This is a genomic window from Pseudohongiella sp. (genome assembly GCF_011050365.1).
In the GTDB taxonomy this organism is placed as follows: Bacteria; Pseudomonadota; Gammaproteobacteria; order Pseudomonadales; family Pseudohongiellaceae; genus Pseudohongiella.
On sequence record NZ_DRFV01000002.1, the window covers coordinates 112,546 to 138,434 of the forward strand.

Annotated in this window: 23 protein-coding genes; 11 read left to right on the forward strand and 12 right to left on the reverse strand. The window is 56.1% G+C overall.

The features are described 5' to 3' along the window. Window positions 1-65: 65 nt before the first annotated feature. The 3 genes from ENH71_RS01955 to ENH71_RS01965 are packed head-to-tail and all read right to left on the reverse strand — an operon-like array spanning window position 66 to window position 3,478. Window positions 66-1,766: a DUF2207 domain-containing protein gene (locus tag ENH71_RS01955; protein WP_294132696.1), complete on the reverse strand. Its 1,701-nt coding sequence runs from the start codon at window positions 1,764-1,766 to the stop codon at window positions 66-68. Further along, window positions 1,763-2,338, reverse strand: a complete 576-nt coding sequence (locus ENH71_RS01960) for a LemA family protein (protein WP_294132695.1) — start codon at window positions 2,336-2,338, stop codon at window positions 1,763-1,765. Before ENH71_RS01960 ends, ENH71_RS01955 begins: the two co-directional genes overlap by 4 nt. A gap of 54 nt (window positions 2,339-2,392) precedes the next feature. Then, complete coding sequence (locus ENH71_RS01965) at window positions 2,393-3,478, reverse strand: HDOD domain-containing protein (protein ID WP_294132693.1); 1,086 nt, start codon at window positions 3,476-3,478, stop codon at window positions 2,393-2,395. Window positions 3,479-3,722: 244 nt separating this feature from the next. On the opposite strand from ENH71_RS01965, the gene ENH71_RS01970 reads away from it, so the two are divergent. Further along, entirely contained in the window at window positions 3,723-5,273 is a 1,551-nt protein-coding gene (locus ENH71_RS01970; RefSeq protein WP_294132691.1) for an alpha/beta hydrolase domain-containing protein, read from the forward strand. Window positions 5,274-5,288: 15 nt separating this feature from the next. Here the strand turns inward: ENH71_RS01970 and ENH71_RS01975 are convergent, their stop codons facing one another. The 4 genes from ENH71_RS01975 to ENH71_RS01990 all read right to left on the reverse strand — a co-directional run bounded on the left by ENH71_RS01975 (window position 5,289) and on the right by ENH71_RS01990 (window position 11,344). Next, window positions 5,289-5,690, reverse strand: coding sequence for a hypothetical protein (locus ENH71_RS01975; protein ID WP_294132690.1), 402 nt, complete (start codon window positions 5,688-5,690; stop codon window positions 5,289-5,291). A gap of 192 nt (window positions 5,691-5,882) precedes the next feature. Further along, complete coding sequence (locus tag ENH71_RS01980; RefSeq protein WP_294132688.1) at window positions 5,883-8,216, reverse strand: carbohydrate binding family 9 domain-containing protein; 2,334 nt, start codon at window positions 8,214-8,216, stop codon at window positions 5,883-5,885. 138 nt (window positions 8,217-8,354) lie between these two features. Continuing rightward, window positions 8,355-10,019, reverse strand: coding sequence for a class I adenylate-forming enzyme family protein (locus tag ENH71_RS01985; protein ID WP_294132686.1), 1,665 nt, complete (start codon window positions 10,017-10,019; stop codon window positions 8,355-8,357). 155 nt (window positions 10,020-10,174) lie between these two features. After that, window positions 10,175-11,344 carry a fumarylacetoacetate hydrolase family protein gene (locus ENH71_RS01990; protein ID WP_294132684.1) on the reverse strand — a complete coding sequence of 390 codons (1,170 nt, stop codon included), beginning with the start codon at window positions 11,342-11,344 and terminating at the stop codon, window positions 10,175-10,177. Window positions 11,345-11,460: 116 nt separating this feature from the next. Between ENH71_RS01990 and ENH71_RS01995 the strand changes: the two genes are divergently transcribed. After that, window positions 11,461-12,657 carry a BaiN/RdsA family NAD(P)/FAD-dependent oxidoreductase gene (locus tag ENH71_RS01995; protein ID WP_294132682.1) on the forward strand — a complete coding sequence of 399 codons (1,197 nt, stop codon included), beginning with the start codon at window positions 11,461-11,463 and terminating at the stop codon, window positions 12,655-12,657. Between the two features lie 65 nt (window positions 12,658-12,722). After that, entirely contained in the window at window positions 12,723-13,301 is a 579-nt protein-coding gene (locus ENH71_RS02000) for a DUF1415 domain-containing protein (RefSeq protein ID WP_294132681.1), read from the forward strand. 100 nt (window positions 13,302-13,401) lie between these two features. Here the strand turns inward: ENH71_RS02000 and ENH71_RS02005 are convergent, their stop codons facing one another. Further along, a complete protein-coding gene (locus tag ENH71_RS02005) occupies window positions 13,402-14,007 on the reverse strand; it encodes a DUF2306 domain-containing protein (protein WP_294132679.1) in 606 nt (201 codons plus the stop codon). Between the two features lie 178 nt (window positions 14,008-14,185). On the opposite strand from ENH71_RS02005, the gene ENH71_RS02010 reads away from it, so the two are divergent. From ENH71_RS02010 to ENH71_RS02025, 4 genes are all read left to right on the forward strand, one after another. Then, complete coding sequence (locus tag ENH71_RS02010; RefSeq protein WP_294132677.1) at window positions 14,186-15,343, forward strand: branched-chain amino acid ABC transporter substrate-binding protein; 1,158 nt, start codon at window positions 14,186-14,188, stop codon at window positions 15,341-15,343. Continuing rightward, window positions 15,327-17,219 (forward strand): diguanylate cyclase, encoded by a 1,893-nt coding sequence (locus tag ENH71_RS02015; protein ID WP_294132675.1) that lies wholly within the window; start codon window positions 15,327-15,329, stop codon window positions 17,217-17,219. Before ENH71_RS02010 ends, ENH71_RS02015 begins: the two co-directional genes overlap by 17 nt. After that, window positions 17,210-18,292, forward strand: coding sequence for a helix-turn-helix domain-containing protein (locus ENH71_RS02020; protein ID WP_294132672.1), 1,083 nt, complete (start codon window positions 17,210-17,212; stop codon window positions 18,290-18,292). The genes ENH71_RS02015 and ENH71_RS02020 overlap by 10 nt, the downstream gene beginning before the upstream one ends. Before the next feature lie 80 nt (window positions 18,293-18,372). Continuing rightward, window positions 18,373-19,671 carry a serine hydrolase domain-containing protein gene (locus ENH71_RS02025; protein ID WP_294132670.1) on the forward strand — a complete coding sequence of 433 codons (1,299 nt, stop codon included), beginning with the start codon at window positions 18,373-18,375 and terminating at the stop codon, window positions 19,669-19,671. Here ENH71_RS02025 and ENH71_RS02030 read toward each other — a convergent pair. Further along, entirely contained in the window at window positions 19,632-19,883 is a 252-nt protein-coding gene (locus tag ENH71_RS02030) for a DUF2164 domain-containing protein (protein WP_294132667.1), read from the reverse strand. The genes ENH71_RS02025 and ENH71_RS02030 overlap by 40 nt on opposite strands. A gap of 61 nt (window positions 19,884-19,944) precedes the next feature. Beyond that, complete coding sequence (locus tag ENH71_RS02035; protein ID WP_294132664.1) at window positions 19,945-21,135, reverse strand: helix-turn-helix domain-containing protein; 1,191 nt, start codon at window positions 21,133-21,135, stop codon at window positions 19,945-19,947. Window positions 21,136-21,248: 113 nt separating this feature from the next. Here ENH71_RS02035 and ENH71_RS02040 point away from each other — a divergent pair, with 113 nt between their 5' ends. Then, a complete protein-coding gene (locus ENH71_RS02040) occupies window positions 21,249-21,935 on the forward strand; it encodes a DUF2306 domain-containing protein (RefSeq protein WP_294132661.1) in 687 nt (228 codons plus the stop codon). A 118-nt stretch (window positions 21,936-22,053) separates the two neighbouring features. Then, window positions 22,054-22,293 carry a type II toxin-antitoxin system ParD family antitoxin gene (locus ENH71_RS02045; protein WP_294132658.1) on the forward strand — a complete coding sequence of 80 codons (240 nt, stop codon included), beginning with the start codon at window positions 22,054-22,056 and terminating at the stop codon, window positions 22,291-22,293. 89 nt (window positions 22,294-22,382) lie between these two features. Here ENH71_RS02045 and ENH71_RS02050 read toward each other — a convergent pair whose 3' ends face one another. Continuing rightward, on the reverse strand, window positions 22,383-22,856 hold the full coding sequence (locus ENH71_RS02050; protein ID WP_294132656.1) for a GNAT family N-acetyltransferase: 474 nt from the start codon (window positions 22,854-22,856) through the stop codon (window positions 22,383-22,385). A 161-nt stretch (window positions 22,857-23,017) separates the two neighbouring features. On the opposite strand from ENH71_RS02050, the gene ENH71_RS02055 reads away from it, so the two are divergent. Next, window positions 23,018-23,794, forward strand: a complete 777-nt coding sequence (locus ENH71_RS02055; protein ID WP_317622375.1) for a M48 family metallopeptidase — start codon at window positions 23,018-23,020, stop codon at window positions 23,792-23,794. Between the two features lie 169 nt (window positions 23,795-23,963). Further along, the gene (locus ENH71_RS02060; protein WP_294132654.1) at window positions 23,964-24,452 is read left to right on the forward strand and encodes a pyridoxamine 5'-phosphate oxidase family protein; all 489 of its coding nucleotides are present in this window, start codon (window positions 23,964-23,966) and stop codon (window positions 24,450-24,452) included. Window positions 24,453-24,774: 322 nt separating this feature from the next. Here the strand turns inward: ENH71_RS02060 and ENH71_RS02065 are convergent, their stop codons facing one another. Further along, window positions 24,775-25,878: a GGDEF domain-containing protein gene (locus ENH71_RS02065; RefSeq protein WP_294137406.1), complete on the reverse strand. Its 1,104-nt coding sequence runs from the start codon at window positions 25,876-25,878 to the stop codon at window positions 24,775-24,777. Between the last annotated feature and the right edge of the window lie 11 nt (window positions 25,879-25,889).

Below are 25,889 nucleotides of genomic sequence, written 5' to 3' on the forward strand. Positions count from 1 at the left end.
CCAACAAAAACCCTCACCACCGAATTGAGCCAGCCCCAGACTCAATAAGCGATCTGCAAACTCCGTCAGCGACCACCACCACCGCCGCCGCCGCCACCCCCGCCAGAGAATCCACCACCGCCGGCACCCGAAGCGCTGCCTGGCGGCTGTGAGGCTGACGAAATCGCTGATGACAAACTGCTGCTGACCGACTGACTGAAATCACCCATACGCGACCCATTGAAGGCACCAACGTACCAAGCCGGGTGATATGGCGTACCACGCTCCCGTTCCAGATCGGCAAACACCTGGGTGAATTTTTCCGCCCAGGCCTCGTCCACATCCAGCGCAATGGCATAGGGCATATAGCGTTCGAACAGGGCCGGCGTCAGCTCAGGCGGATGACGCAACTTCATGTCCGCTTTCTCCGCCACTTCCAGATACAGCCTGAACCCATCAACCTGATCCAGCAGCTTGCGTCCGGCGGCGGTCGGCGCATGTAATAACCAGAAGAACAGCAACAGCAGGGGAATGTTGACGACAAAAGCGATGACACTCAACGGGGTGATACCACCGATTATCAACACCACTGCAAACATGATGACAATGCCCAGTACCGGCGGCCACAAATACTGCGCGTTGCTGACAAAGTATTTGTGGCGATAGTCAGCGGCCAGGGATTTTTTGTGGGCGCGAATAGCCGCCGAAATTTTGTTGTGATTGTCCTGCTCCAGCGCCAGCATGTCGCCATCAGCAAACAGCCTGTTCAGCAACGCCTGCTCCCCCGCCGCCAGTGGCATCGACGATGCAGCTTTCTGCAGCGAATAGTCTTTGCCACTTTGTTTAATGCGTAAATAACCCTTCACTGCCAGATTGACGATGGCGGCCGTCAACGCCGTGTTGTCGTAACTCATGCGCCGGATATAACGCATGGACGCCGGCGAGTAGCCTGCGGGTGGCTGGTAGCGTGGAAAAATCACCCCGGGGGCCGGGTCCCGGCCCACCCGCACCCAGCTCGACATCAGCCAGCACATACTGGCAATCAGCGTCACCAGCGCCAGCAGCAAACCACGGTTGTCGACCAGCAGGTACTGAACACGTTGCCAGCCATCAGGCTCGGCCACGACGCCTTTGGGCCAGCTCAACACCAGTGTCAGACCCTGGCCCGGCGGCAATGGCGCGGTGCTCTGTACGCCAGCGGAACCGGCACGGATTCTTACTTCATAGGCTTGCCCCTGTTCGCCTGCGGCCCCGGTATAGGCTTCCATATCAAGCTCACTGGCCGACACCGGTTGCGGCAGAGTGACGGTGGCGCTGGCCTGCTCAATGGCAAAATCCCAGCCGTTACCGGTGACATTCCAGTACAGCTCATCATGTGAATCAAAAAAGCCAATCTGTCGGTTGGTACGGTACCGGATGGTGTATTCGTACTCGGCCGGCACCGGCAAAAAATCATCACCGCCAAAATCCACACGCACACCGTTGCCGCGCTCAGTAGCTTGCCAGAGTTCCGGCTCGCCGTTGCGGGTGACCTCCAGCACATCAAACTCGACCCGGTAGCGATTACCCAGACGGTCGCGATAGCGCGTGGGAAAATCACGATAAATACCACGACGAATATTGTTGCCCTCGGCCCTCACGCGAATGGTTTCAGTGACCTCCATGGACGCATCAGCGGCAATATCGATGTCACTGTGATAGGACAGAATGCGCTCCTGTGCGGCCAGCGGTGAACTGAGCAGCAGTGCCAGCACCAGCAAATTCATGATAAGTGCCAATTGTTTCATTGTGATAACTCCACCGGCACTGTCTCGCGCTCCTGCGCGTCATTCACGGCAAAGAACTCTGCGGCCCTGAATTGAAGCGGCCTGGCGATCAGCAGGTGCGGAAAGGACTGGATGCGGGTATTAAGAATGCGCACTGCGCCGTTGTAGAATCGCCGGGCAAACTGAATGTGATCCTCAATGACGGTCAGCTCGGATTGCAACTGACGAAAATTCTGGTCGGCTTTTAAATCAGGGTAGTCCTCGGCCACCACCACTATCTGGTGCAACGCCGCTTCCAGTTGCGCCTCGACGGCGGCTTTTTCCGGTAAATGTGACGCCGACTCACTGCGTGCGCGCAATTCCGTCACCGCCGCCAGCGTGGCTTTTTCATATGCAGCGTATGCCTTCACGGTGTCCACCAGCATCGGCACCAGCTCGTGCCGGCGCATCAACTGCACATCAATGTCGCTCCAGGCCGCCTGCACCTGATTACGATCGGCAACCAACCGGTTGTATATCCAGATGCCGGGTGCGCCCAACGCAACCAATAGCGCAATCAACAGCGCACCCAACTCCAACAGCGACTCAGTCATGGCGACTCCCTGTGGTTATCCGGATCATCCAGCCATTAGAGTAACAAATAATGACTATGCCGGTTGTTCGGGCGCCGCGATGTAGCTACGAACATCATCGGCGAGCTGCATACGCATTATCGCTCGCTCAAAAGCCTGCTCAGACGACAGACCGGCCTCGAGTACCAGGCGCCATTCGCTGATAAAGTTTGCGTTGATCAACACCTCACCCAGCGGACTGAATGTTGAGTGACGCTCCGACCGGGCCAGGTCACGAATCGCCGCAATCACAACGTCCGGCATCCGCCAGTGAGTGGCCACCAGCACGCTGAGCTGCATTGATTTTTGATGAAGCAGTTGTTTGACCACTGACGAACCCAGCTTTTCATCCGGATTGGATCGCCTGAAGGCGTCAACGATCAATTTAAAGATCACTATTTTGCCAATATCGTGTACCAGCCCGATCAAAAAGGCGGCATCGGCATCCAGCCCGCGCAGTCTGGCCAGATCACGACAAACGTGCGCTGTCTCATCACTATGTATCCAGATCTTTTCGCCAAACGTCTTGAAATAGACATGGCTGATGTTGGACACGTTTTTGACAAATCCCAGCAACACATGCTGTTTGACACCCTGGCTACCCAGCAACGAAAAGGCCCGTTTGATGTCGGTTATTTCGTCGCCGCCCGGATTGTACTGGGCGCTGTTAGCAACGGATATCAGCTGTGCCGCTATCGCCGGATCCTTTGCCACCACCGCACAGAAGGCCGGCAAATCAAAATCATCGGTATCGAGCATCGCCAGCAGCTTGCTCACCGAATGCGGTAGCTTGGGCAGGCGATCCAACATCGACTCCGGCTTGTCCAGCAGTGCGTTGGTGCTGAGCAAAATCTCATGCTCCAGCTCAGATATCCTGTCGGTGTTTTGTACCCCCAGCAGGTAATCATAGAAAAGCTGCTCGGCGCCACTGCCCGTCATCTCACTGTATTTGATTTCCGCCTTCAGGGCATCCCTGGCCGCTTCATCGTGTCCGGGTGCTTTTTCACGCTCAGCAACAGGCACCGGTATGACCGGCGCAGGTGATGCGACCCGCCTGTCGGCGACTGGCGCATGTTGCGGAACTGCTCTGCCAAAAAGCTTATCCAGTAGTTTGCCCAACACACAGTTTCCCTCAGAATATCAATCAACCTTCACATCCCAGCCTACCATTATAGAGCGATCTCTCTGACTTTACTGCTTTTGCGACACAGATGGTCACCAGCGACTGATCACTCCTCCGCGTCGTCACCCTGACAACAATCAGCGGTTTGTTTTTTGCACGGCTGAGCCTTAAGATTGATCACATCCGGCAAACGCAGCCGGGCCTGCATACCCAATAACAAAAAAATTGCGTCAGGAGTGGCAAATGGTCTTTTTACGGTTACCGGTCAACGTGCGTTGCGTGCCTGCTTTCGCCACCTCAATGCGGCAGGCATGTTATCTGTTATGCCTGGCAATGCTGGCGCTGACATCAAACAGCCATGCCGACGACATTGCTGCCCTGCCGCAGGTCAGCGGCCCGGTGCCGGTCACCGCGCAAAGTCATCCGTTTGGCGCTGCCGACCATACCCTGCGGCCACAGAATCTGACGGATCTGGGATACATTGAAGAAGAGTTTTTTGTCAGCGGCCTGGCCAATGTCTACGACTGGCCCGAACGCGGCCGTCTCGACGTCCGCACTGCGCAGACGCCGTATACCACCCGGGTACTGATCCGGCGTCCGGCAGACAGCGCGCGCTTCAGCGGCAATATTGTGGTGGAGATGCTTAACCCCTCCAACCTGTTTGACCTGAACATCGGCTGGGCCATGTCTCATACGCAGATGCTGCGCAACGGGGATGCCTGGGTTGGTATTACCGCCAAACCCATCGCCATGAATACGCTGAAACAGTTTGATGCCGGGCGCTATGCCGCCCTGTCGTGGGCCAACCCGCTGGCCGCGACCGATCCACAGAATTGCGAGGTGGGTGGTGACACCACGCAAGCCACAGAAAATGGATTGATCTGGGATATTCATACACAGGTCGCCATGTGGTTACGCAGCGCAGACAGCACCAACCCATTTCGCTACCACCAGGCCGCCAGTGCGGCGCAGCAACTGTATGCCTGGGGCTACTCGCAAACCGGCAGCTTTCTCTATACCTACATCAATGCCATTCACCCGCACGTTGTCGACGCCATTGGTGAACCGCTTTTTGATGGCTTTCTGGTCGCCGTGTCCAGCGGTCCGGCCCCCATCAACCAGTGCGCCGATAGAATAGCCCGGGATGATCCGCGCCGGCCCATTAAAAACGTCGGCGTGCCGGTTATTCATGTCATGAGCCAGTCTGATTATCTGTTCGGCATTGAAAGCCGACAGCCAGACAGTGATGCCCCCGGGGATCGATTCCGGCGCTATGAGATAGCAGGCTCCGGCCATGCCTCACCTGACGAGCTCTACTGGGGACCGAAACCCGCAGACCTGATCCAGGCCGGCCGCGCCGTGCCGCCGCTGGCCTGTAACGAAGGACCGCGCAGCCGCTTCCCCAACAAACTGGCGTTTAATGCCGCGCTGGTGTGGCTGGATCAATGGGCACGCGATGACATTGCGCCACCCAGGGCAGAGCTGATTCAGGTGGTTGACGGACAGCCGGTGCTTGATGAGCACGGTAATGTGGTTGGTGGCTTGCGCTCGCCCTACGTGGACGTGCCTACCAGTACCTGGAATGGCAACTCGACCGGTGAGTCATTCTGCCGCATTGCCGGTCATGAAATCCCCTTCAGCCAGGACAAACTGACCCGACTCTACCCCACGCGTGCCGACTATGTGGACGCGGTGACAGCGAGCGTCAATGAACTCGTAGCCCAGGGGTTTCTGCTTGCAGCAGATGGCGCCGGCGTTATCCGCGAAGCTGAACAGTCAGACTTTTGGGAGTAATCACAGCGGCAGTGATTACTCTACGCCAATGATCGCATCGATCACATTGCCCACGTTCTGGGTAATGAGCAGGATGTCCGATGCCACACGCACATAGCGATGGCCGTCGGGCGGCACGCCCAACTGGCTAGCGATTTCAGGCGGTATTTCATGGTAGATAACGTCGCCCGGCAAGCGCTGACCGACCTGCCACTTTTTGGCCTGACCAGGGGGCATGCAACCATTGTTCTTCTTCGCCAGACCCGGAGGACAGCGTTTCGCACTGGATTCTGCGCGGTAGTAATCCCGTACGGCGTTGCGTTGATGCTCTTCGAAGCGCGGTTTGTCTGCAGGTTGGGCAAGTACCGGCGCTGACTGATAGAGGAAAAGGCTGAGGCCAATACATGCAGTATATTTCAGTAAGTCATAAGCTTTCATGATGATAATCACCTGGAGGGGGTTAACGATTTTTTCTGGGTGGAACAGCCCAGTGTGCGCCTTGTGGTGATGGAGATAAAGCGCTTTCGGGCAGGTCCTCGATTAGAGGCGCAATGACAGCAGCGTCTGCCACTGAACCGTGAGAAACAGTCCGGTCAGAGTTCGCCGGCACCACCGGCCGGAAAAGCCAACCTAGAACCGGAAAGTGTAATTCACCTTCAAGGCACCGCCGCGCGACAATGTCGAGAAACGGCTGTCGCGCAGCGGTCCATCGTCATACAACCAGTTGTTGCTCCAGACCAGGAAGACATCATTACCCGGCTGTATTATCCAGCGCAGACGCGCGTAAACACCAACCACATCGGACAGGTCATCATACTGCACGTTGCCGGTAATGGCGGTAAAGGGGCTCAGATTCCAGGCCCAGGTCAGGCGCAGCAGGTTGGTATCAAAGTCACCCTGTGGCAGGGTCACTTCATTGTGCTGATAGTTGGCTGATAGCGATACGCCGATGCGAGGACGGATGGTCCCGGTCAACTCCAGGCTGTCGCGCTGCCCGCCCCAGAACTCAGAATGTTCAACCTCCACCGCCCCGGAAACCATGCGCCGACCGGCAGTGGTGATGCTGGCAGACCACTTATCGGAATGGTAGTCGCCTGGCAAAATCTGAATAGTCTCATCGCCCTTGTTGTAGATGGTAAACACACTGTCCAGACGTTCGAAATTGCGACCGACTTCAATCTCCATCCGGTCGCCGCTTTCGAAGTTCACTTGTAGCGGCGTGACATCGATATTGCGGGTCAGCAGGCGATTGTCCAGGTCAGTCAGGTGTTCGTATTGAATCTCGTGTTCAGTCTGACGGATCATTTCCCAGCGCTCAGGCCGGGGAGCAAACGTCAGCGTGGGCTGATGTCGGCGGTAGCCGCGACGGTCGGCAAAACCCACCGCCGGATCCCAGTCTTCGCCAAATTCCCGGTGTGAAGAATGAAAGCGGACCAGGTCATTCGGGAACGCCACGCGTATACCGCGTGATCGCCTGTTCGAAGACGTCAGATCGCCACCCTCGACCGGGTCAGTGTGGTAGGACAGGAAGCCTTCGAACTGGGCATTGTACTGCCCGAGAAACTGCGAGGTGTAGAAATCGAAGTCGGCGCCCACCGTGTGGCGGTCCTCGAGTAGCTCATCACCGGTGACACCGTCTGAGGCTCTTCGCGTATAGATCATACCCACGTGTGATTGTTGAAACAGGCGGCGCTTCACCCGTGCCACCGTAAAATCCTCAGCCGCCCAGGGGCGAGCCGAGCCATCCCGGTTTTCCAGCGTGATATCGTCGGTACGCACCTGATACAGACCCACCTCGTAGTCGCCGACCTGACCGCCCAGGCGGGCACCAAAGCTGATCGGCACTTCCTGGCCCTCGACCAGACCAATCCGGCGACTGAAAAAGGGATCCGCCCAGTTGAAATTGAACACACCGGAGCCTTCCAGAAAGAACTCACGCTGCTCAGGAAAACGCAGCGGGAACCGGGTGAGATTGACCTGGCGGTTATCAACTTCGACTTCGGCAAAATCCGTGTTCAGTGTCAGCGCACCACGCAGCGACGGCGTCAGCGAATAGGTGACATCAATGCCAACCTTGGCATCCTGGCCGCTATTGGCACCCGCGGCAGGCCCACTGCTGGTGGAGGCATTAACAAAAGGCTTGAGCTCAATGCCCCGGCCCTGGCTGAGGCCGTTGAGGCCGCGCAACTGACCGGTAAAAACGGGACGAAACAGGCCTTCGTTGCGGCGCCAGCCGCTCCACAGAATCTCTTCGTTATAGCGTCGTATGGTGCGCTGGAAATTGATGCCCCAGGCATTGAGCGAGGGATCGAAGTTCAGCGTCGAAAACGGGATACGTACTTCCACTGACCAGCCGTCGGGCTGGATGGCAGTACGGATATTCCAGAGGCCGTTCCAGCGTTTATTGAAACCACCGCCGCCCTCGATCAGCCCATCACCCAGCAGGCCGGCAGGGTTGGTTTCAAAGAAATACCCCGTGCGGTTGTCATCGAAGGTGCTGATGATCCACATAAAGCGGTCATCGGTGCCGAGTCCGGCATCACGCTGCAGCTGGTAGGCCAGGATGCCGTCAGGGTCGGAGTCGTACATCATCGCGCCGATGTACAGGGCCTCGTCGTCATACAGAATACGGATTTCGGTCGGCTCACTGGGCACCCCGCCTTCGACCGGTTCCTGCTGGCGGAACTCCGTGATGGGCTGTGCGGTACCCCAGACTTCCTCGTCCAGGAAGCCGTCAAGCTGCACGTCCATGTCAGCCGGCATCCGGCTGGCCAGCACAGCGGGCCGGGTGTCATTAGTGACAGAGCTGGTCTGGGCAAGGCTGGACGATGACAGCAGAGCAAGGCTCAGCAGACAGGTCAGCAAACACAGCTGCATGCCGCCAACGGGACTACGCCAACTCAGGGTGTCTGATTGATTTCCGTATAGTGCCTGCCCGAGCCCATCACCAGTCTGCTTTGTCATGTCACTCCAGGCCAGGCCTCTCCAAAGTAAAAATGTTGAATTGCATGGTTATTTTCCAGACAAAAAAGCTCACGGCAGATCACAAAAAACTACACAGGATCTGACCTGCGAAACGGGTGGCACCCAAAAAAACGATGGTTATGCCGGTTTGCGCAATGCTTTTTTATCAACCTTGCCCACCGGTGTCAGCGGAATCTGGGCAACAATATGAATATACTTTGGCACTTTGAACGGTGCCATTTTATCGCGGCAGTAGGCCAGTATTTTGTCATGCACCGCGTCATCACCCAGAGCCTTGCCGGCGTCAGAGAGCTGAACATAGAGGTTTACGATATCATTGCCTGGCCGTTCCTCGTCAGGCGTGCCAATGATAGCCGACAGCTCTATCTCGTCTATCTCCTTAAGTTTGTTTTCCACTTCAACCGAAAACACCTTGTAGCCGCCAACAATCAGCATGTCCTTGGCGCGATCGCAGATGGTGATATAACCGTCCTTGTCTTTTCGAGCCACGTCGCCCGTATAGAAACAGGTTTTGCCGCCAAAACTGCGTAGAGCACGATTGGATTCATCCGGCAGCCCCAGATAGCCACGGAACACCTGTGGTCCGTTGACGATCAGCTCACCGGGCTCGTCAGCAGGCATTTCTTTGTTCCCGGTTTCAGCATCCACAATACGAATATCGGTGCCCGGCAGGGCCAGACCAATAGTGCCGGGGCGGGCACGTCCGGGTGGGTTCATGGTCAATGTCGGGCTGGTTTCAGTCAGGCCATAGGCTTCACAGAACTTGCCGTGTCCAATGATCTCCTCGACCTTGCGGATCAGCTCAACCGGTGCCGGCGCCGCACCGGACACAGCCACTTTCAGACGAGAGAAGTCCACCTGCCTGAACAGCGGCTCACTGAGCAACATCTGATACAGCGTGGGCACATTGCCCAATACGGTGGGCGGATGTTTCAGCATTGCCTGGCAGTAGGATTTGACATCCCGGGGATTGGGCACCACCAGCATCAGTGCGCGTTTGCGCAGGCCCATAAACAGCGCACTGAGCCCGGCGATGTGAAACCAGGGCAATACCGATGCGAAGGTTTCGTTGCCAACATCGTAATTCACCACGGTTTCGTTCTGTACGACATTGCTCATAATATTACGCAGCGACAGCTCGGCACCCTTGGGGTTGCCCGTGGTGCCGCCGGTATACTGAATCATGAACACATCTTCCATCCGACACGGCTCAAACACGCGGGTGTTGTCAGCGTGATTGATATCCGGCCAGAACGACACACAGCGCACATGCGTTAATGCTGGCAGGGCCACCTTGGGAACCTTGCCGGTCACTGACGCCAGCCATTTTTTCCAGCCCGGCAGAAAATCGATGGGACCGCTCATCATCACTGCACGTACCGTTGGCAGGCGGCCGTCCAGCTGCGCCGCTACCGGCGCAAACAGTTGGTCCAGTGTAATCAGGAAACGGATGTGGGCATTGCCAACCTGGTAAACAATCTCATCGGCCTTGAGCAGGGGTGACACGCCCGATGCCGGGCAGCCCAGTTTGGCGGCGGCCAGAAGACCAATCACATACTGCGGACTATTGGGCAGATGCAGCCCTACCACGTCGCCACGCTCCACCCCCAGCTCGCGCATCCGATTCGCCAGGCGATTGGCCAGGTCATCGACCTGCCCGATTGTCAGGGTAACGCCCAGGTAATAGATACAGGGCGCATCAGGGGCCTCGGCCACATGGCGCTCCACAATAGCCGGTATTGACTCGTCAGGTACAGGTGGCATGGGCTGCATATCGGGCATTGCACTCTCCTAAAGACCAACTATTATTGTTTGTGTTGCCAGATTCAGTACCGCGCAGCCCGTGCTGAACACGAAGATGACGCCTGGCCTGGATATCATTACGAAAAAAAGCCCCAACTGGCTCAGTCAGGGCTTTTCCATACCACCGTCAGGCATTACTGATCACGGTAACTGCGGGTCGGCGGCAACTGCGCGCCGGACAGATCGGCCGGCACACTCTGCTCACGCACCACACGGTGGGTCAGCGTACCAATGCCTTCGATACTGGCGCTGATAGTTTCACCATCAATCAGGTAACCAGAACCGGTGGCACGTTCCACCCGTCCCGAACCAGTGCCGCCGGACGTACCGCTTTGCAGCACATCGCCGGGGAATATGGTGATCAATGATGAGGCATACTCGATCAGTTCCGGGATGTTGTGGATCATGTCGCCGGCTTTGGCTTCCTGAACGGTAACGCCATCCACCACGGTGATCTGGTGCAGGCGCTCCATCGGGTCGCCGTAGAATTCCTTGGGCACAATCCACGGGCCATGTGGGGCAAAGGTATCGTGACCCTTGCCGACAAACCAGTCCAGACCGGAGCTGAAGCCCCCCGGCGGACGGCCGCCGCGATCCGAGATATCCATCGCCACCATGTAACCAAAGACGTGATCATAGGCGCGGGCGGAGGAGATGTACTTGCCGGAGCGACCAAACACGATGGCCATTTCGACTTCATATTCAATCTCGTCGCGGCCATAGGGCATGATCACGTTTTCGCCGTCACCGATGACGGCGCCACGGGTCGGTTTCAGGAACAGGTAGGGGACGCCGCGGTTTTCCCGGCGCTCGCGGGTGCGCTGGGCCAGTTGCTCCTCGGTGCAGCCTTCACAGGCGTGGGTGTAGAAGTTGACCGCCGCATTCATAATCTTGCTGGGATACTGGACCGGCGCGCGGATATCGACATCTTCCACTGAATGAATATAGTCCGGGCGGTTATTGCCGCTCAGCAGACCGGATTCCACCAGTGCATTGACGATTTCGTAGACCCGGTATTTCAGGCCGTATTCGTAGCCTTCGATAAGGCCAAGCACATCACCGGGCATATCAACACCGACGTATTGCGGCATCATTTCCAGCGCCTTGTTGGCTTCGACCAGATCCACAATCAGGGAATCATCGCGCATCACCAGACCGGCAAACTGCGCATTGCCCATGGCAAAGGTGCCGACCTTGAAAGGTTCTGCGGGTCGAATATCGGGCTGGGCCAGCACACTGGCCGGCAGGGCAAGCAGCGACAGCATTACTGTCATCGCCAGGGTAAACAGGGATCTTGTTCTCATTATCCTACTCCCTAAAAGCATGTCATTGTTGTTTTAACTGCTGAGGTCAACGTTACCCCTAAACGGGGATTCTGTCCAATGTCGTGCTGCCCCGGGAAAGTGTAGAATGCACGCCCATGACAACACCAACTCCAAAGCATCGAGAATTTGACGTCGTGGTCATCGGGGCCGGCGCTGCCGGGCTGATGTGCGCGGCGGTCGCGGGCGCGCGCGGTAGACGAGTGCTGGTGCTGGACAGTGCCAACAAAGTCGGCAAGAAGATCCTGATGTCAGGGGGCGGACGCTGCAACTTCACCAATATGCACTCGACGCCGGACAATTTTATCTGCGCCAACCCGCATTTTGCCAAATCAGCCCTCAGCCGCTATACCCCGTGGGACTTTATTGCGCTGGTGGAAAAGCATGGCGTGCCCTACCACGAAAAGAAGCTGGGGCAGTTGTTTTGTGATCGGTCATCCAAGGACATCGTCCGCTTGTTACTGGACGAGTGCGAAGCGGTGGGGGTGCACGTGCTCACGCAATCGCCGGCACACGATATCCAGTTAGGGCGTCCGCATCGCCTGCAGACACCAACGTTCTCGGTCAGCTGCGAATCACTGGTGATTGCCAGCGGCGGTTATTCGATTCCCACCCTGGGGTCGACCGGTTTTGGTTTTGATTTTGCCCGCTCGCTCGATATTCCGGTGCTGCCCACACGAGCCGGCCTGGTACCGGTTACGTTAGAGCCACGGCAGCTCACGAACTTCAGGGACCTCTCAGGGGTGTCCGTGGACACCGTCACCACCGCCGGAGGAGCAGCATTTCGCGAGAACATCCTGTTCACTCACAAAGGGCTGAGCGGCCCTGCCATTTTACAGGCCTCATCCTACTGGCAGCCTGGCGAGGCACTGGATATTGACCTGTTTCCGGACCTGGACCTGGCGGATCACATCCACACCATGCAGCGACAACGGCCCAGGCTGGAGCTGAAAAACCTGCTCGGCGAGCAACTCACCAAACGGGTGGCCCAGCGCTGGTGTGATCTGTGGCTGGAGAACAAACCATTGGAGCAACTCAGTGAGGACGACATACAGCGCGTGCAGTCAGCGTGTAAATCCTGGAAAATCTGGCCCGCAGGCACCGAGGGATACCGAACAGCGGAAGTGACCTTGGGTGGCGTGGACACCAATGCGCTGTCCTCAAAAACCATGGAAGCACGCAACCATCCCGGACTGTACTTCATTGGCGAGGTGGTTGATGTGACCGGGCATCTGGGCGGCCACAATTTCCAATGGGCCTGGGCGTCGGGCCACGCTGCCGGAGAGTATGCCTGATGGCAGACGTGACCTCTCCCCTGAACATCTGTTACTGAATAAGAGCTGACAAGAGAAGCATAACCATGAGCGAAAACACTGAGACAAAATACGCCGATATCGAAACCCAGATGCGCACATGGATTGCCCGCTTTGTGGTGGGCCTCAACCTTTGTCCATTTGCCCGCCAGCCGGTCGAAAGCGGTCGGGTAAAAATCGTGGTTAGTGATGCGCGTAATAGTGAGGCGTTACTGGAAGAGTTACAGAGTCAGTTATCGTGGCTTGATGCAGAGCCTCCCGCAGCGACGGAAACCACGTTGATCGTGATCCCGGAGATGCTCGGTGATTTTCTTGATTACAATGATTTCCTGGACCTGGCCGACGCCCTGCTGGAAGAATTCGGCTGGACCGGACAGTTTCAGTTCGCCAGCTTCCACCCCGACTATCAATTCGCCGGCACCCTGCCCGGCGACGCAGAAAACTATACCAACCGCGCACCCTGGCCAACCCTGCAGCTGCTACGTGAAAACAGCCTGGAAGCGGTGCTCGCCAACTACCCCGAACCGGAACAAATCCCCGAACAGAATATAGAGGCAATGGAGCAACTGGGGTCAGCCAAGCTGGCGGATTTGCTGCGGGAGTGCCGCGGGATGAAATCGAAATAAGGTGATACGGGACTTCTCTTTAAACTAGTGGTGATCAGGTACAAAGCGGAGAACATTGTTTGTCCGAAACGGGCGAATTTGCCGGGGTCGCTGGAAAACGTTATTGACGCGAGCGCAGGAAAACCCACTCGGCGATGATCAGATTCGGCACCCAGGCAAGCCAGGCGATCGCCGGATAGGCCTGGTCAAAGGGCACACCCAGCATCAGGAACAACGGCAGCCATATTCGCAACGTCACCGCACCCAGCGTCATCGCGTAGCTACGGATCATCCAGCGCTGATGCAGCTTGATATCACGCTTAAGGATGTACCGGAAAGCCAGAGCGGTCGACACCAGCCAGAGTACAGCCAACAAACCAAATCCAAATCGTGCGGCCAGACCGCCCGAGGCAAAAAAGGCCAGATACAAACCGGCGATTCCACCAATCAGCACCCCGCCAACGTAGACCCGCCCCAACCAGCGATGCAAACGCGGATAACGGGTTCGCCAGCCTTTGTGGAACTGACTGGCACCGGCCAGCAGCACAATACCACCGCCCAGAAAATGCAGCAGCGCTGCGCTGGGCGTCGTCAGTAGCATGTTATCCACAAAACCGTTGCGTATGGCAGGCAAAAATCCCAATGACAGCGCATAGGCACTCACGCCAATGGCGGCGAACAACATCAGATACCAGCCAGTACTCTTTATTCCTGCATTTATTGTCATAGTGATCTCGCCGGGAGGGGGCCTGAATACAAGTGCTTTTGCCTGATTGTAGCCCGTCATGCTTGACCCACCAAACATTGGCGCTCATAGTTGTGACAATCAGGGTAAACAAAACCTGACATTGACCGATTACCTGTTGTAAATCATGCCTTACCTGTGTCATCCCGGTGCTGTTTTTGTGAATACTCTTAAAGTTCTGTTCGGTCGCTTTACCCGCCTGCTGGCTATAACAACAGCCGCAGCACTGATGTTGCCATCGGCGTCAGCGCAACAACCCGACCCGGCGGCAGATATCATTGAGCTGGCGATTGTTGGCCCAATGGTAGGCACCAGCTTTTCCATCGGCATGCAATTCAAGGCGGGCGTCCATGCGGCGCTGACCTCGCTTGACGAGGGCCTGTTGCTGGGGCGTCCGGTGCGTGTATCCGAACACAATGACAGCTGTACCCGGATTATCGCCGAGCGGGTGGCGCAGGATCTGGTGCAGAACCCACCCCATGTGGTCATCGGTCATTCCTGCTCTGCCACCACCGTGGTAGCGGCCCCCGTGTACGCCCGCCACGGCGTGCTGCAGATCACGCCCTCCTCAACGGCCCCGCTGGTCACAGAGATGGGCATCGACAGCATATTCCGGATGATCGGCCGTGATGACCTGCAGGGCGAAATGGCGGCAGAAAAAATCGCTGCCCAGTACGCTGGTCGGCGCGTCGGCATCCTGCGTTATCCCAACGATTACTCCATAGGTCTGACCGATAATGCCATCGCCGGCCTCGCCGGTCTTGGCATAGAGCCCGCCATTGTGCTGGAAATGTCAGCATCCGCGTCCTCATATCTGGACGACATCATGGCATTGATCGAACACGATATCGATGTGCTTTACCTGACTGGTGGCGCGCTGGACAGCGGGGTGTTTGTGCGTCAGGCCCGGCAGATGGATGTGCCCTTTGACATTATCGGCAGCGACACACTGGTTTCCCCGATTTTTGCGGAAACAGCGGGGGCCGCCAGTAATGGCGTAGCATTCACCTTCCTTCCCGAGTCGGCTGCCAATCTGGACAGTGACCGTATGCAGGCTGCCAACGCGGCCATTCGCGCCCAGGGCATGGAGCCCGATGGTTACACGCTGCTGGCGTATGCGGCCATTGAGATCTGGATAGAAGGCGTCAGACGTGCAGACAGCATAGAAACATCGGCGGTGGCTGCGGCTATTCGCGAAGCGCCGCTGGATACCCTCATTGGCCGCATCAGCTTTAATGGCAAGGGCGATATCCAGACGGAGTACCCCACTTTCGCCTGGTATGTCTGGCAGGACGGCCAGCGTGTCCAAATTGACTGAGAATAAGGCCGCGCCCGGCGGTCCGCAAGAACTGAACTCTCCTTTTCACGGGCTGGGTATCCGCAACAGTTTTCTGGTCGGCTTTGCGACCATGGCCCTGTTCATGGTCATTGTGATGATCACCGCGCTGGGCACCAGCGCCAACATGTCGCGCAGTGTCTCTCATATTCTGGACGATCAACTTCCCGTCATGCTGGTCACGGTGAGGGCCGCGCGGGCTGCGGATGCACTGGCAAGCAGCGGCCTGTCATTGATTGCAGTACGGTCCGATGCCGACCGGGCACTGGCATTCCGGCGCGTCGCTTCAGCACAGCAGGCGCTGGATCTGGCGCTGGACGAGTTGACAGGTGTCACTGATACTCAGGCGGCAACCGATGTCATCACACTGGTCACCGAACTCAATCAGAATCTGCAGAGCCTGACCACCCTGGTTAATGAACGACTGTCTCTGCTCGCGGCCCAACAACGTGCCCGCAATCAACTGATATCAACCCTGCAGGCGTTCCAGCAGGAACTGACCTTCCGCGTCAGAATTCTGGAAAGCGACAGCGACGTCATCAACGCCCTGGTGCAACGTCCTTCGCCGCCTGTCGAACAGATAGCACGCATGTCCGGCAACACAGCGCCACTCATTCCCCTGTCGCGTTTTTATGCCGAGGTGGAAGCAATTGGTGGTCTGCTGCTCGCCGCCACCCAGGACCCGACCCTGACCGCGCTGGCCGTGTCCGAGCAGACCATCAACCAGGACTTGCAGGTGGCAAGTGAAACGCTGGAAAAATTACCGTCGGATGTATCCAGTGCTATCAATAGCCATTTTGGCGACCTGCGCGCCATCAGCCAGTCGCCTGATGGCATGGTCGGTTTACGTCAGCGAGAGTTGACATTGTTGAATGACGGCGAAGCACTGAATGAGCAGAACCGACAGATCATTGCCCGTGTCGACAGCGCCATTGATGCGCTGGTCGAGACCCGATTGTCACAGTTTGCTCAGGCCTCTGACATGGCGTCGTCAGCCAACCGTGATTCGCAGTGGTTGTTACTGATTATCAGCGCAGCCGGCCTGACGGGCCTTGTCGCATTCTTTTACCTGCATGTACTTCACCACCTGGTACCCAGACTGACCGGCCTGGGTGAAACCATGCTGGGCATTGCCGCCGGTCGTTACGACGTGCCCATGCCTGCCGAAGGCCGGGACGAACTCGGGCGACTGGGAAGCGCCGTACACCAGTTCCGGCGCATGGCGATGGACGCCAGCCAACGGGAAGAAGAGTTGCAGGCGAGCAAACAAAAAGCCGAAGATGCACTGAATGAGCTTGAACAGAAAGCCAGCGAACTTGAGCAACTGAACAACAAACTGGAAACCCTGACCTTGTCTGACGCACTGACCGGGCTGGCGAACCGACGACACTTTGATGAAGTGTTGTCCAGAGAATGGGTTCGATCCACACGCAGCAAGCAATCGATGGCAGTGCTGATGCTGGATGTTGACTACTTCAAACGCTACAACGACCAATACGGTCACCAGCAGGGTGACGAGTGTCTGCGTCGCATTGCCGGGGTTCTGCAAGCGCGTGTTCAGCGGGAAACAGACCTGGCGGCGCGTTATGGCGGGGAAGAGTTCAGCATCGTTCTGTCTTCTTGTACTGAAGAACATGCGGCCAGTATTGCCGAGCAGATTCGGGCCGGCGTGGAGTCATTACAAATTCCCCACGACAATTCAGAGTACGGTGTAGTCTCGGTCAGTATTGGTGTTGCCACGCTGGTACCTGCTCCCGGAAACACGGCAGATGAACTGCTTCGCAAGGCAGATGTTGCGATGTACAACGCCAAACATCAGGGACGGAACCGCGTGATGTGTGCCGAGCCGTGTCGCTAATCCCCTTACTCGACATCCTGATACGCATGATGGTGCTGGGCCAGTTGCTGCTGCTGGCCGTGCTGCTGGCGCGCGAACCGGGCTCCACCATCAAATACCTGATGCTGGCCATAGGCCTCAGTGTCGCCGGCCTGGTCATGCTGACGGCGCCCATTGCCGACGAACAATACGGGCTGCTGCGCAACGTGTTGCTGTTGCTGACCGATGCCTTTGCCTTCCTGTTCTGGCTGCTGATCCGTTACCTGTTTGAGGACGACTTCCATCCGGGCCGGTGGCCGCGCCCGGTAAAACTGACGCTGGGTCTGCTTGTGCTGGTCTACTTTTACGCACTGGGTATACAGGCAGGGAACTCGCCGCTGCACGACATTATCCATGCGGTGGGACTGTTATTGATAGTGCATGCCGGCTACATCGCATTTCGCGGTTTTGCCGACGACCTGATCGATAGTCGACGCCGCGCCCGCATCATGCTCATTCTGGGCATCAGTCTGTACAGTACCGTGCTGGTGGTTTTTGAGTTGGTGGACGAGCGCTATCGCAACGCTGAACTGTTTGGCCTGATCAACGCCGGCGTTCTGCTGCTGGCCGCCACTGCCGCCGTGGGCCGGCTCATGCGTTTGCGCTATGATCCGGTCTCCCGCATAAGCCCGGACGCACCGAAGTCCGCGCAAGCCATCACCGGCCCGGTTGAAGACCTGCAGCAAACCCCAATACTGTCACCTGCCGAATTGGCACTGGCGCAGGCGCTGGATGGCTTCATCGAGCAAAAAGCCTATCAGCAGAATTCACTGACCATAACCACGCTGGCCGCACAACTGAACTGCCCCGAACACCGGCTGCGACGGCTGATCAACCAGACCCGGGGTTATCGCAACTTCAACAGCCTGCTTAACGATCTGCGCATTGACGATGCCAAACAACGGCTGGCCGATCCGGCTTACGACAACACGCCAATCCTGAGTATCGCACTGGGCCTGGGGTATGATTCCATCGGACCATTCAACCGTGCGTTTAAGGCCAAAACTGACCAGACCCCCGGTGAATTCAGGCGCAGCATTCAGAATCGGCGCTAGTTTTTTGAAATCGGCGAGACCCGTTTTGCGCTTGCCGGGCAAACTTCAGTTTTCTGAACTTGCCCGAGAGCTTAAGTGCCATGCCTTTCCGTCCAACCACCCATCCAACCACCCGTCCAACCACTCATCCAATCAGCCGCCCAATCATCCTGACTGTCACCACGATCATGCTGGCTGGCGTGGTTTACCTGTTCTGGCCCGTCTACGGCTTTATTGCCGAAACCAATGCCGCGCTGCGCAACCCCTGGGCCTGGCAGGCAGTACCGGCTGCCGACAACTGTCAGTCGTCACCGGTTGATGATGACTGGGCGTCGACGTCAGACAAAGCCTGCGAGCTGTTGCTCGAACATCAGGCGCGGATACATGCGCCTTCCCTGTCGGCCGCAGTCGCTATTGACGGCAAGCTGGTGTGGAGCGCCGCCACGGGCTGGTCAGACCTGGCCGCAATGACACCGGCGACACCGGATACGCTCTATCGCATCGGCTCCACTTCCAAACCGGTCACCGGCACCCTGTTGGCACGCCTGATTGATGCCGGCCTGGTAACTCTTGACGAACCGATTGGCGGCTATGATGACACCCTGCCCAACCCGGACTGGCATTCACTGACGCTGCGCCAACTGGCCTCACACACGGCCGGCCTGCCTGAATATGCCACCAAACGGGACTGGCGCGGCGTGTACCATTCGATGGCGCTGCGAGAGCCACATGACAATGTCCGCCAGAGCCTGTCATTGTTTGATGGCAGTCCACAGCGTTATGCGCCTGGCACTGATTTTGAGTATTCCTCGTTCGGGGCGTTGCTGATCGCATCGACGTTGCAAGCGGCAGCCGGGCAGCCGTTTGAGGCGCTCATTCAACAGTCAGTGCTGGCACCTCTGGCGCTTGAGTCGCCCAGAGCCGATCAAGCGGTCGCTGATCGTGCCCGTTTTTATCAACTGGATGGCAACCGGGCACAACCCTGGCGCGCAGTGGATTTGAGCAACAAGCTTCCCGGCGGTGGTTTCATGTCACGGCCCAAGGATCTGGTGCGGCTGGGCTCAGCCTGGCTGGATCCTTCGTTCATCAGCCCACAGACTCGCGAACAATTCTGGACCCAGCAGACACTCAACAATGGCGAGATCAATGAGCAGGGTTATGCGCTGGCCTGGCGCTGGAACGAGGCGGGAAAATTTGCGCATCACGGCGGCGTTTCCAAAGGTGCCATGACCTGGCTGGCGGTGTATCCGGAGCAGTCACTGGTCATTGCGCTGAGCATCAATACCACGCTGGCCGAGTTTGCCGAGTTCTCGCAAGTGCAGTCGGCACTGGTGGGGCTGTTTACCCAAGAGCAGCGCATTCAACTCAGTGAAACCGGCTTTTCCAGCTCCAGCAACTGATCCGATATCTCGGAAACTTTCTCGGTAATCAGGGCCTCGGCATCATAGAGGCCCCGATTGTAGAAGAAGCCGCCCATCTCCCGGGCGAAGAAATCGACCAGGAACTCAGCGTCAAAGCCGCCGATGTCCTGATTCAGCTCATCGCGAAAGTACACCTTGACCTTCTGGGCCATCAGCTCTTTTTCCTGGCGGGTAAATTCGATTTTGTCCATCGCGGCGTCCTTGAAATCATCAGGTTTTCTTATACATTTGCATTCGGTTCGATGTCGGGGTTCACCCCGCCCTGCTCTCTTTCCGGTACTGATTGGGCGTGACCCCCGTTGCTTTTTTGAAAGCCGTATAAAACGAAGACTTGGCATTAAAACCGACGTCCATGGCGATATCCAGCACCGTATTGTCAGTATTTTGTAGTTGTTCCTTGGCGGCGTTGACCCGGTAATAATTCACGTAATCAAAAAAGTTCATCCCCAAGGTTTCGTTCAGGGTTTGCGAGATGTGGTACGCCGAGCGCGAAATATGTTTTGCAAGCTTGGGCAGGGAGAGAGAAGCATCCAAAAAGAGACGATCGTGTTCCATGGCATGGTTCAGTTTGCCGACAATACTGTTAGCCAATTGTTCGTTTAAGGCCGAGCGCTGATATTTATTCTCGGTAATCAGTTTGAGTACCTCTTGCGTCTCATGATTACTTTGGTACAGCTCCTCAAAGCCAGGCTTTTGACGCAGTCCCCATATGGCAACGCTCCAGATCATGATCAGAACCACCAGATGCCGGATCACAGCCTCTGTTTGCACAGAGGCCACCAGGTTGTCGTACAGGAGGGTGCCCGCCGTAATCAGCCAGACCCCGCCTACCGCGAGTAAAAGCCACACGATCCAGCGCCCTTCCTGCGCCTCGGTACTGGCGAACACTTCTCGCAATTGGACGCGATAGTCATGCAGGCGACGGAACACGGCGTGCACATAGAACCCTGCCTGCAGGACCCAGCCCAACACCATCAGGAAGGTGGTAATCACCAGGCCATAAACAGTAAAACGTACCAGACCCGATGTGGCTGTCAGCGCTGTTTCGTCCCCTTCTACCAGGATCGCATGGCGTAACTCGCCGGGCAGCAATAATGCACAGATAACAATGACCAGCCCGATGCCACTCAGCGCAAAGTGCATAAGATGAACACGCCCCGGACGCCACCTTGTACTACTGGTGATCCCTTGCACATAAAGCCAGAAGCACGGCGGGATGAGGTATAGAGCGGGTAACGCAAGCAGCAGAAACAACACCTGCAGACCCGGTGCGAGCGCTTTGACCACCGGTTGAGCAATCAACACGGCAATTGCTGCCAGGCAGCCTGCCAACGGCAAATACACCGGCTGTTTAGTCGATCGCAACAGCAGCAGATGAACGCTAAACCCGATGATAGCCAGGGAAATACACGTCAAAAAGTAAGCAACAGCGCTAGCAGACACGGCGACCTTCCACTTAAAAAATAGGTACGAGCCCTTGGATCCGGACGACGATTTCCATGGCCTGGCGCAACATGTGAAGCATCTTAACCAATCAGCAAAACCGGGACAAACAGATGACTTCCATCAGTACAGATAAAATCGACAATCCAGCTGCTACCACAACACATAATTGGCCACTGGTCAGCACGTTATTTGTGTTATTTGCCATTCCCGGGATTCCGGCCATTTTTATTGTACTGGGAGTATTGGCGGGGCCAATGGATTCCCCGCTTCTGGTGTCTCTTGTTAATGCACGCTACTTCGAATCACCACTGGCAGTATGGGTTCACGGCGCCAGTGGTATCGCCCTCTTCCTGACAGTCCCGTTGCAGTTCTCACCGGCATTTCGGCTCAAGCATAGCCAATGGCATCGCGTCAGTGGACGCATTGCACTACTCAGCGCCTATATCCTGGCCGCTTCAGCGGTGTGGATGCACCACTTTTTGACACCTGAAGCGCTTGGTATGCGGTACATTGGCCTGATTATCGTGAGCCTGGGACTGGTCATGGCCTTCACGCTGGCGTTCTATCATGTGCTCAATGGCGAGATCGCAGCGCATAGACGATGGATGTACAGGGCGGTTGCGATCACGCTGGCAGTGGTCACACCTTTGTTTATCGAAGTCCTTGCCGTGTTCACGCTTGGTCAGGTTGAAACATTCAGGCCATTCCTGACACAACTGCTTTATGACTACGACAGACTCATTGGCTTGGTTATCAATCTTGTTATCGCCGAGTGGTTGATACGAAGCAAGCCATAGCCAGCGGTGGATCATCGGCACGCTGGGCCCGGAGCGAAATCCGACAGGTGATGACATTGATTTGGCCCTGGCGAGGCGCCACCATTAAATACCTAATATTGGTACATGGAGCCGGCACATGGCTAAAAACACCAGCATATCCCTTGGCGAGCACTTTGACGAATTCATAGCCCAACAGCTCAAGAGTGGTCGATACGGATCTGCCAGCGAAGTCGTCCGGGCAGGACTCAGAGTGCTTGAAGAGGCAGAAACGAAACGCGAACATCTCCGCAAATTGTTGATTGAAGGCGAACGCAGCGGCTTTGCCGATTACAGCTATAATCAACTGATGGACGAACTCGATAGCGATGCTGTTTGATGCCCTCTTTTCGGATCAGGCAAGGTTACTGTAAGTCACGACCAACGCCTATCACGATAACTGTCCTGTTCATCCAAACTCCATCTGCCTCAAGAATTGTCCATTTCGAAAACAACATACTTCCCGTCGTCGCTTACGCCATCACCCACTTTCTGCCAGCCTTTCGTCTGGTAGAAAACAATAGCCCTGGTATTTTCCACTAAACACTTGAGACGTGCAGGACTGCCGATATTGGCTAGCGACGTTGCCAGTAGCTGGGAACCAATGCCGTGGCCCAACCAATGTGTCGCAACAAAAAGATTGTGGACAAAATTGTCAGCCGCATCGACCGACACAAAACCGACCAGTGCGCCCTGCCGCTCGGCCACCCAGATGGCCTCCTCTGCTGTATCCCGATCAAAATCGGACAGACAGAATGCGGCGGAGTTCTGCCAGGTAAAGGTATCCTGTCGGGACTCAAGATAGAGTCGACTCAGTGCCTCCCTGTCAGCTTTCATAAACGGGCGAATCAGCAGCGTGATCTCCGGTAAGACGTTTCCGCGGAAACGTTTTCGTTTGTTCATTTAAAACCCATAAACCGCCTTTAAAGGTACCATGAAAAAGGGGCGATCGCCTGACAGTGACACCGTTGCGATTGCCTGGCGGTGTGCTACTGCACTGGACATCGTCCTGCCCGAGGGATACGTTAGTGGTATACCACCCGCTGGCTTGCAAGGAGCCATTCATGATGAAGTTTCAAACTATTACCCTCGCGTTACTGACGCTGCCTTTACTGGTGACTGCCTGTGCCACCTCGCCGACCGGGCGCTCCCAGGTGCTACTGGTGTCTGAAAGCCAAATGGCCGGCATGGGGGAACAGGCTTTCAACCAACTCAAGCAAGAGAACAGCGTCAGCACGGATCAATCATTAACCCGCTATGTCAACTGTGTGTCCAATGCTGTGCTTGCCGAGATGAATACCGGCATGGATTGGCAGGTGGTCCTGTTTGAAGGCGACGCGGTCAATGCGTTTGCCGTGCCTGGCGGCAATATCGGTGTTTTCAGGGGGCTGCTCAATGTCGCCGAGAATCAACACCAGCTCGCAACCGTTATCGGCCATGAGGTTGCCCACGTCACCGCCAGGCACTCCGCGGCCCGTGTTTCCACTCAGCTGGCAACACAGATGGGTGTATCGGTTCTCGCCCAGACCACGGGCATGGACCCGGGGTTGATTGGCATGGGGGCTGATCTTTTGCTTACCTTGCCATACTCGCGCGCCGACGAAACCGAGGCCGATCGCCTGGGCCTTGACTACATGGCACGGGCCGGGTTTGACCCCCGCGAAAGTGTCACTCTGTGGCATAACATGGCACGGGCGTCCGGTGGCGGACCCCCTGAGCTTCTCTCCACGCATCCAGCACCCGACTCCCGCATTCGTGAACTACAGCAGCGTATGTCCGCTGCCGTCCAAACGTTTGAGGCCGCCCAGGCTCGGGGCCAACGGCCAGCCTGTCAGCCCTGATACATGCTGGACGGATTGCCGGGCCAGGGCCTTTACATCAGGTTTAATTGCAGCCCGGATCATTTGCAGAGCATGATGATACAGACAAAACCACTTGGCATTTCCGGTCGTAGCCCCCTGTAAACGCAATCGAAAACGCCCTTTATTGGGCGCATTCAGGAGGAATTTTATGTCCAGCCCAGAGCATAAACAGAAAATCTGGAATCTCATCAGCGACATCAAAAACGGAATGCTGACCACGCGTCACGGCGATGAGCTGCGGTCACGACCCATGGTGCTGGTGCAGGACGAATATGACGGTACGCTCTGGTTCTTCACCGATCTTGAGTCAGAGAAAGTGTTCGAACTTGAGGATGACAACGATGTCTGTGTGACCTTCTCGGATCCGCATGACCATGTCTATGTCTCACTGACCGGCACCGGTCGCGCGACCCAGGACAAGGCGCTGATTGATCGATACTGGAACTCGCTCATTGCAGCCTGGTTCCCCGAAGGCAAGGATTCACCCAATGTGGGCATGCTGGAAATCAAAATTAACAAGGGCGAGCACTGGAACAGTGACAGCAGCAAGATGGTCAAGAGCATAAAGACGGCCACTGCCAAAGCCAAAGGGGCGAAGCCGGATCTGGGTGAACACGAAAAGTTCGGAACCAGGTAGCGGTGCTTCCTGTCAACGCAGGTGCTGTTAGCTGACGTGCCTGAAATGTCGTTGAGAAGTGAAAATCAGGCAGACATCCGGCCAACTACTCTGCGAAAAAACGTTTCCGCGGAACGGTCTTCGTTTGGTTATTTATAAACCATGAAACGCGGGCGGCTGCCTGACGAAGACACCGTAGGGTGTCTGCCGGGGCGGGACCGCACACGACATCGTTCTGCCCGGAGGCTACGCTTGTGAGCCCGGGCCCACGAGCTTGCAAGTAGCGACCCAGTTTCTATCTATGACCAGCTCGGAGTCGGACAGCAATGATGGTCATGTATTATTATACCGAGACAGTGATGTTCCGCCCTTTGTTTTTTGCCTGATACAGCGCCTTATCAGCACGTGAAAGCAGTGCATCGCGGGTATCATCTTTTCTGAACAATGTTGCACCGATACTGACTGTTACCTTATCAACAGCACCAAAACCATCATCTTCAATTTTGTGCCGTAGCTTTTCACATAAGTGCTTCAGTGTTGTCTCATTCACTTCAATCGCGATAACGACAAACTCCTCCCCACCCCACCTCACCAACGTATCATTCGAGCGTATGGACGCTGACAAGATCTGTGCCGTCTTGCGTAATACATCGTCCCCTACAGCATGCCCGAATGTATCATTGATATTTTTGAAATGATCAATGTCGATAATCAGAAGCCCGAATGTTTTATCGTATCGAATATCCCGCGCCATCTCCTGAGCAAGAACACTTTTCAGGTGATTACGATTGAATGCTCCAGTAAGCTCATCGGTAACGGCCAGGTGGTGCAACTCTTGCTGGCTCATGAAGACAGCTTTCCTGGACCTGTCAAACATCAATGCGCCTAAACAGCCAAACGAAAAGCTGCAAAATATCCAGAAAACATGCATGGTGTAGATATCAAGATCACTCATGACATAGAAACCCGAGACCAGCAGAATGCTTGATGCCATCGACGCACTGGCCAGGGCATGCCTGAAAGTCATACCTGACACAACAAAGATCCAGAACACAGCCAGATACCCTTCGGTAACAAACGGAAAATAATTACCAAGCTGGCCTGCTATATAGGCATGACTTAACATGGAGAAGACGGGAAATAACGCAAGCGCTGGCACTACGATCGTGTAGAACCGTTTTTTGTAGGCAAGAAAACTAATCGTCAATAGAATTGGAGCAGTCACAAAAAGATTAAGTCTCAGCATCAAAACCTGAACCTGATCTGACGCCCAGGACTTGTCCAGCAAAGAAAAAATAATGTACAAAAGTGCGGTTAGAAATGTAATCGCAGAAATCTGGACCTGTCTGGCAGGCTCGTCCCACTTTTTGTAGAGACGGTAGGTCGCCTCATCCGGAAAGCCTTTTGGCAATTCGAACGGGAGGATATGTTGTAGTATTTTTTGCATAGCGCCCCTGA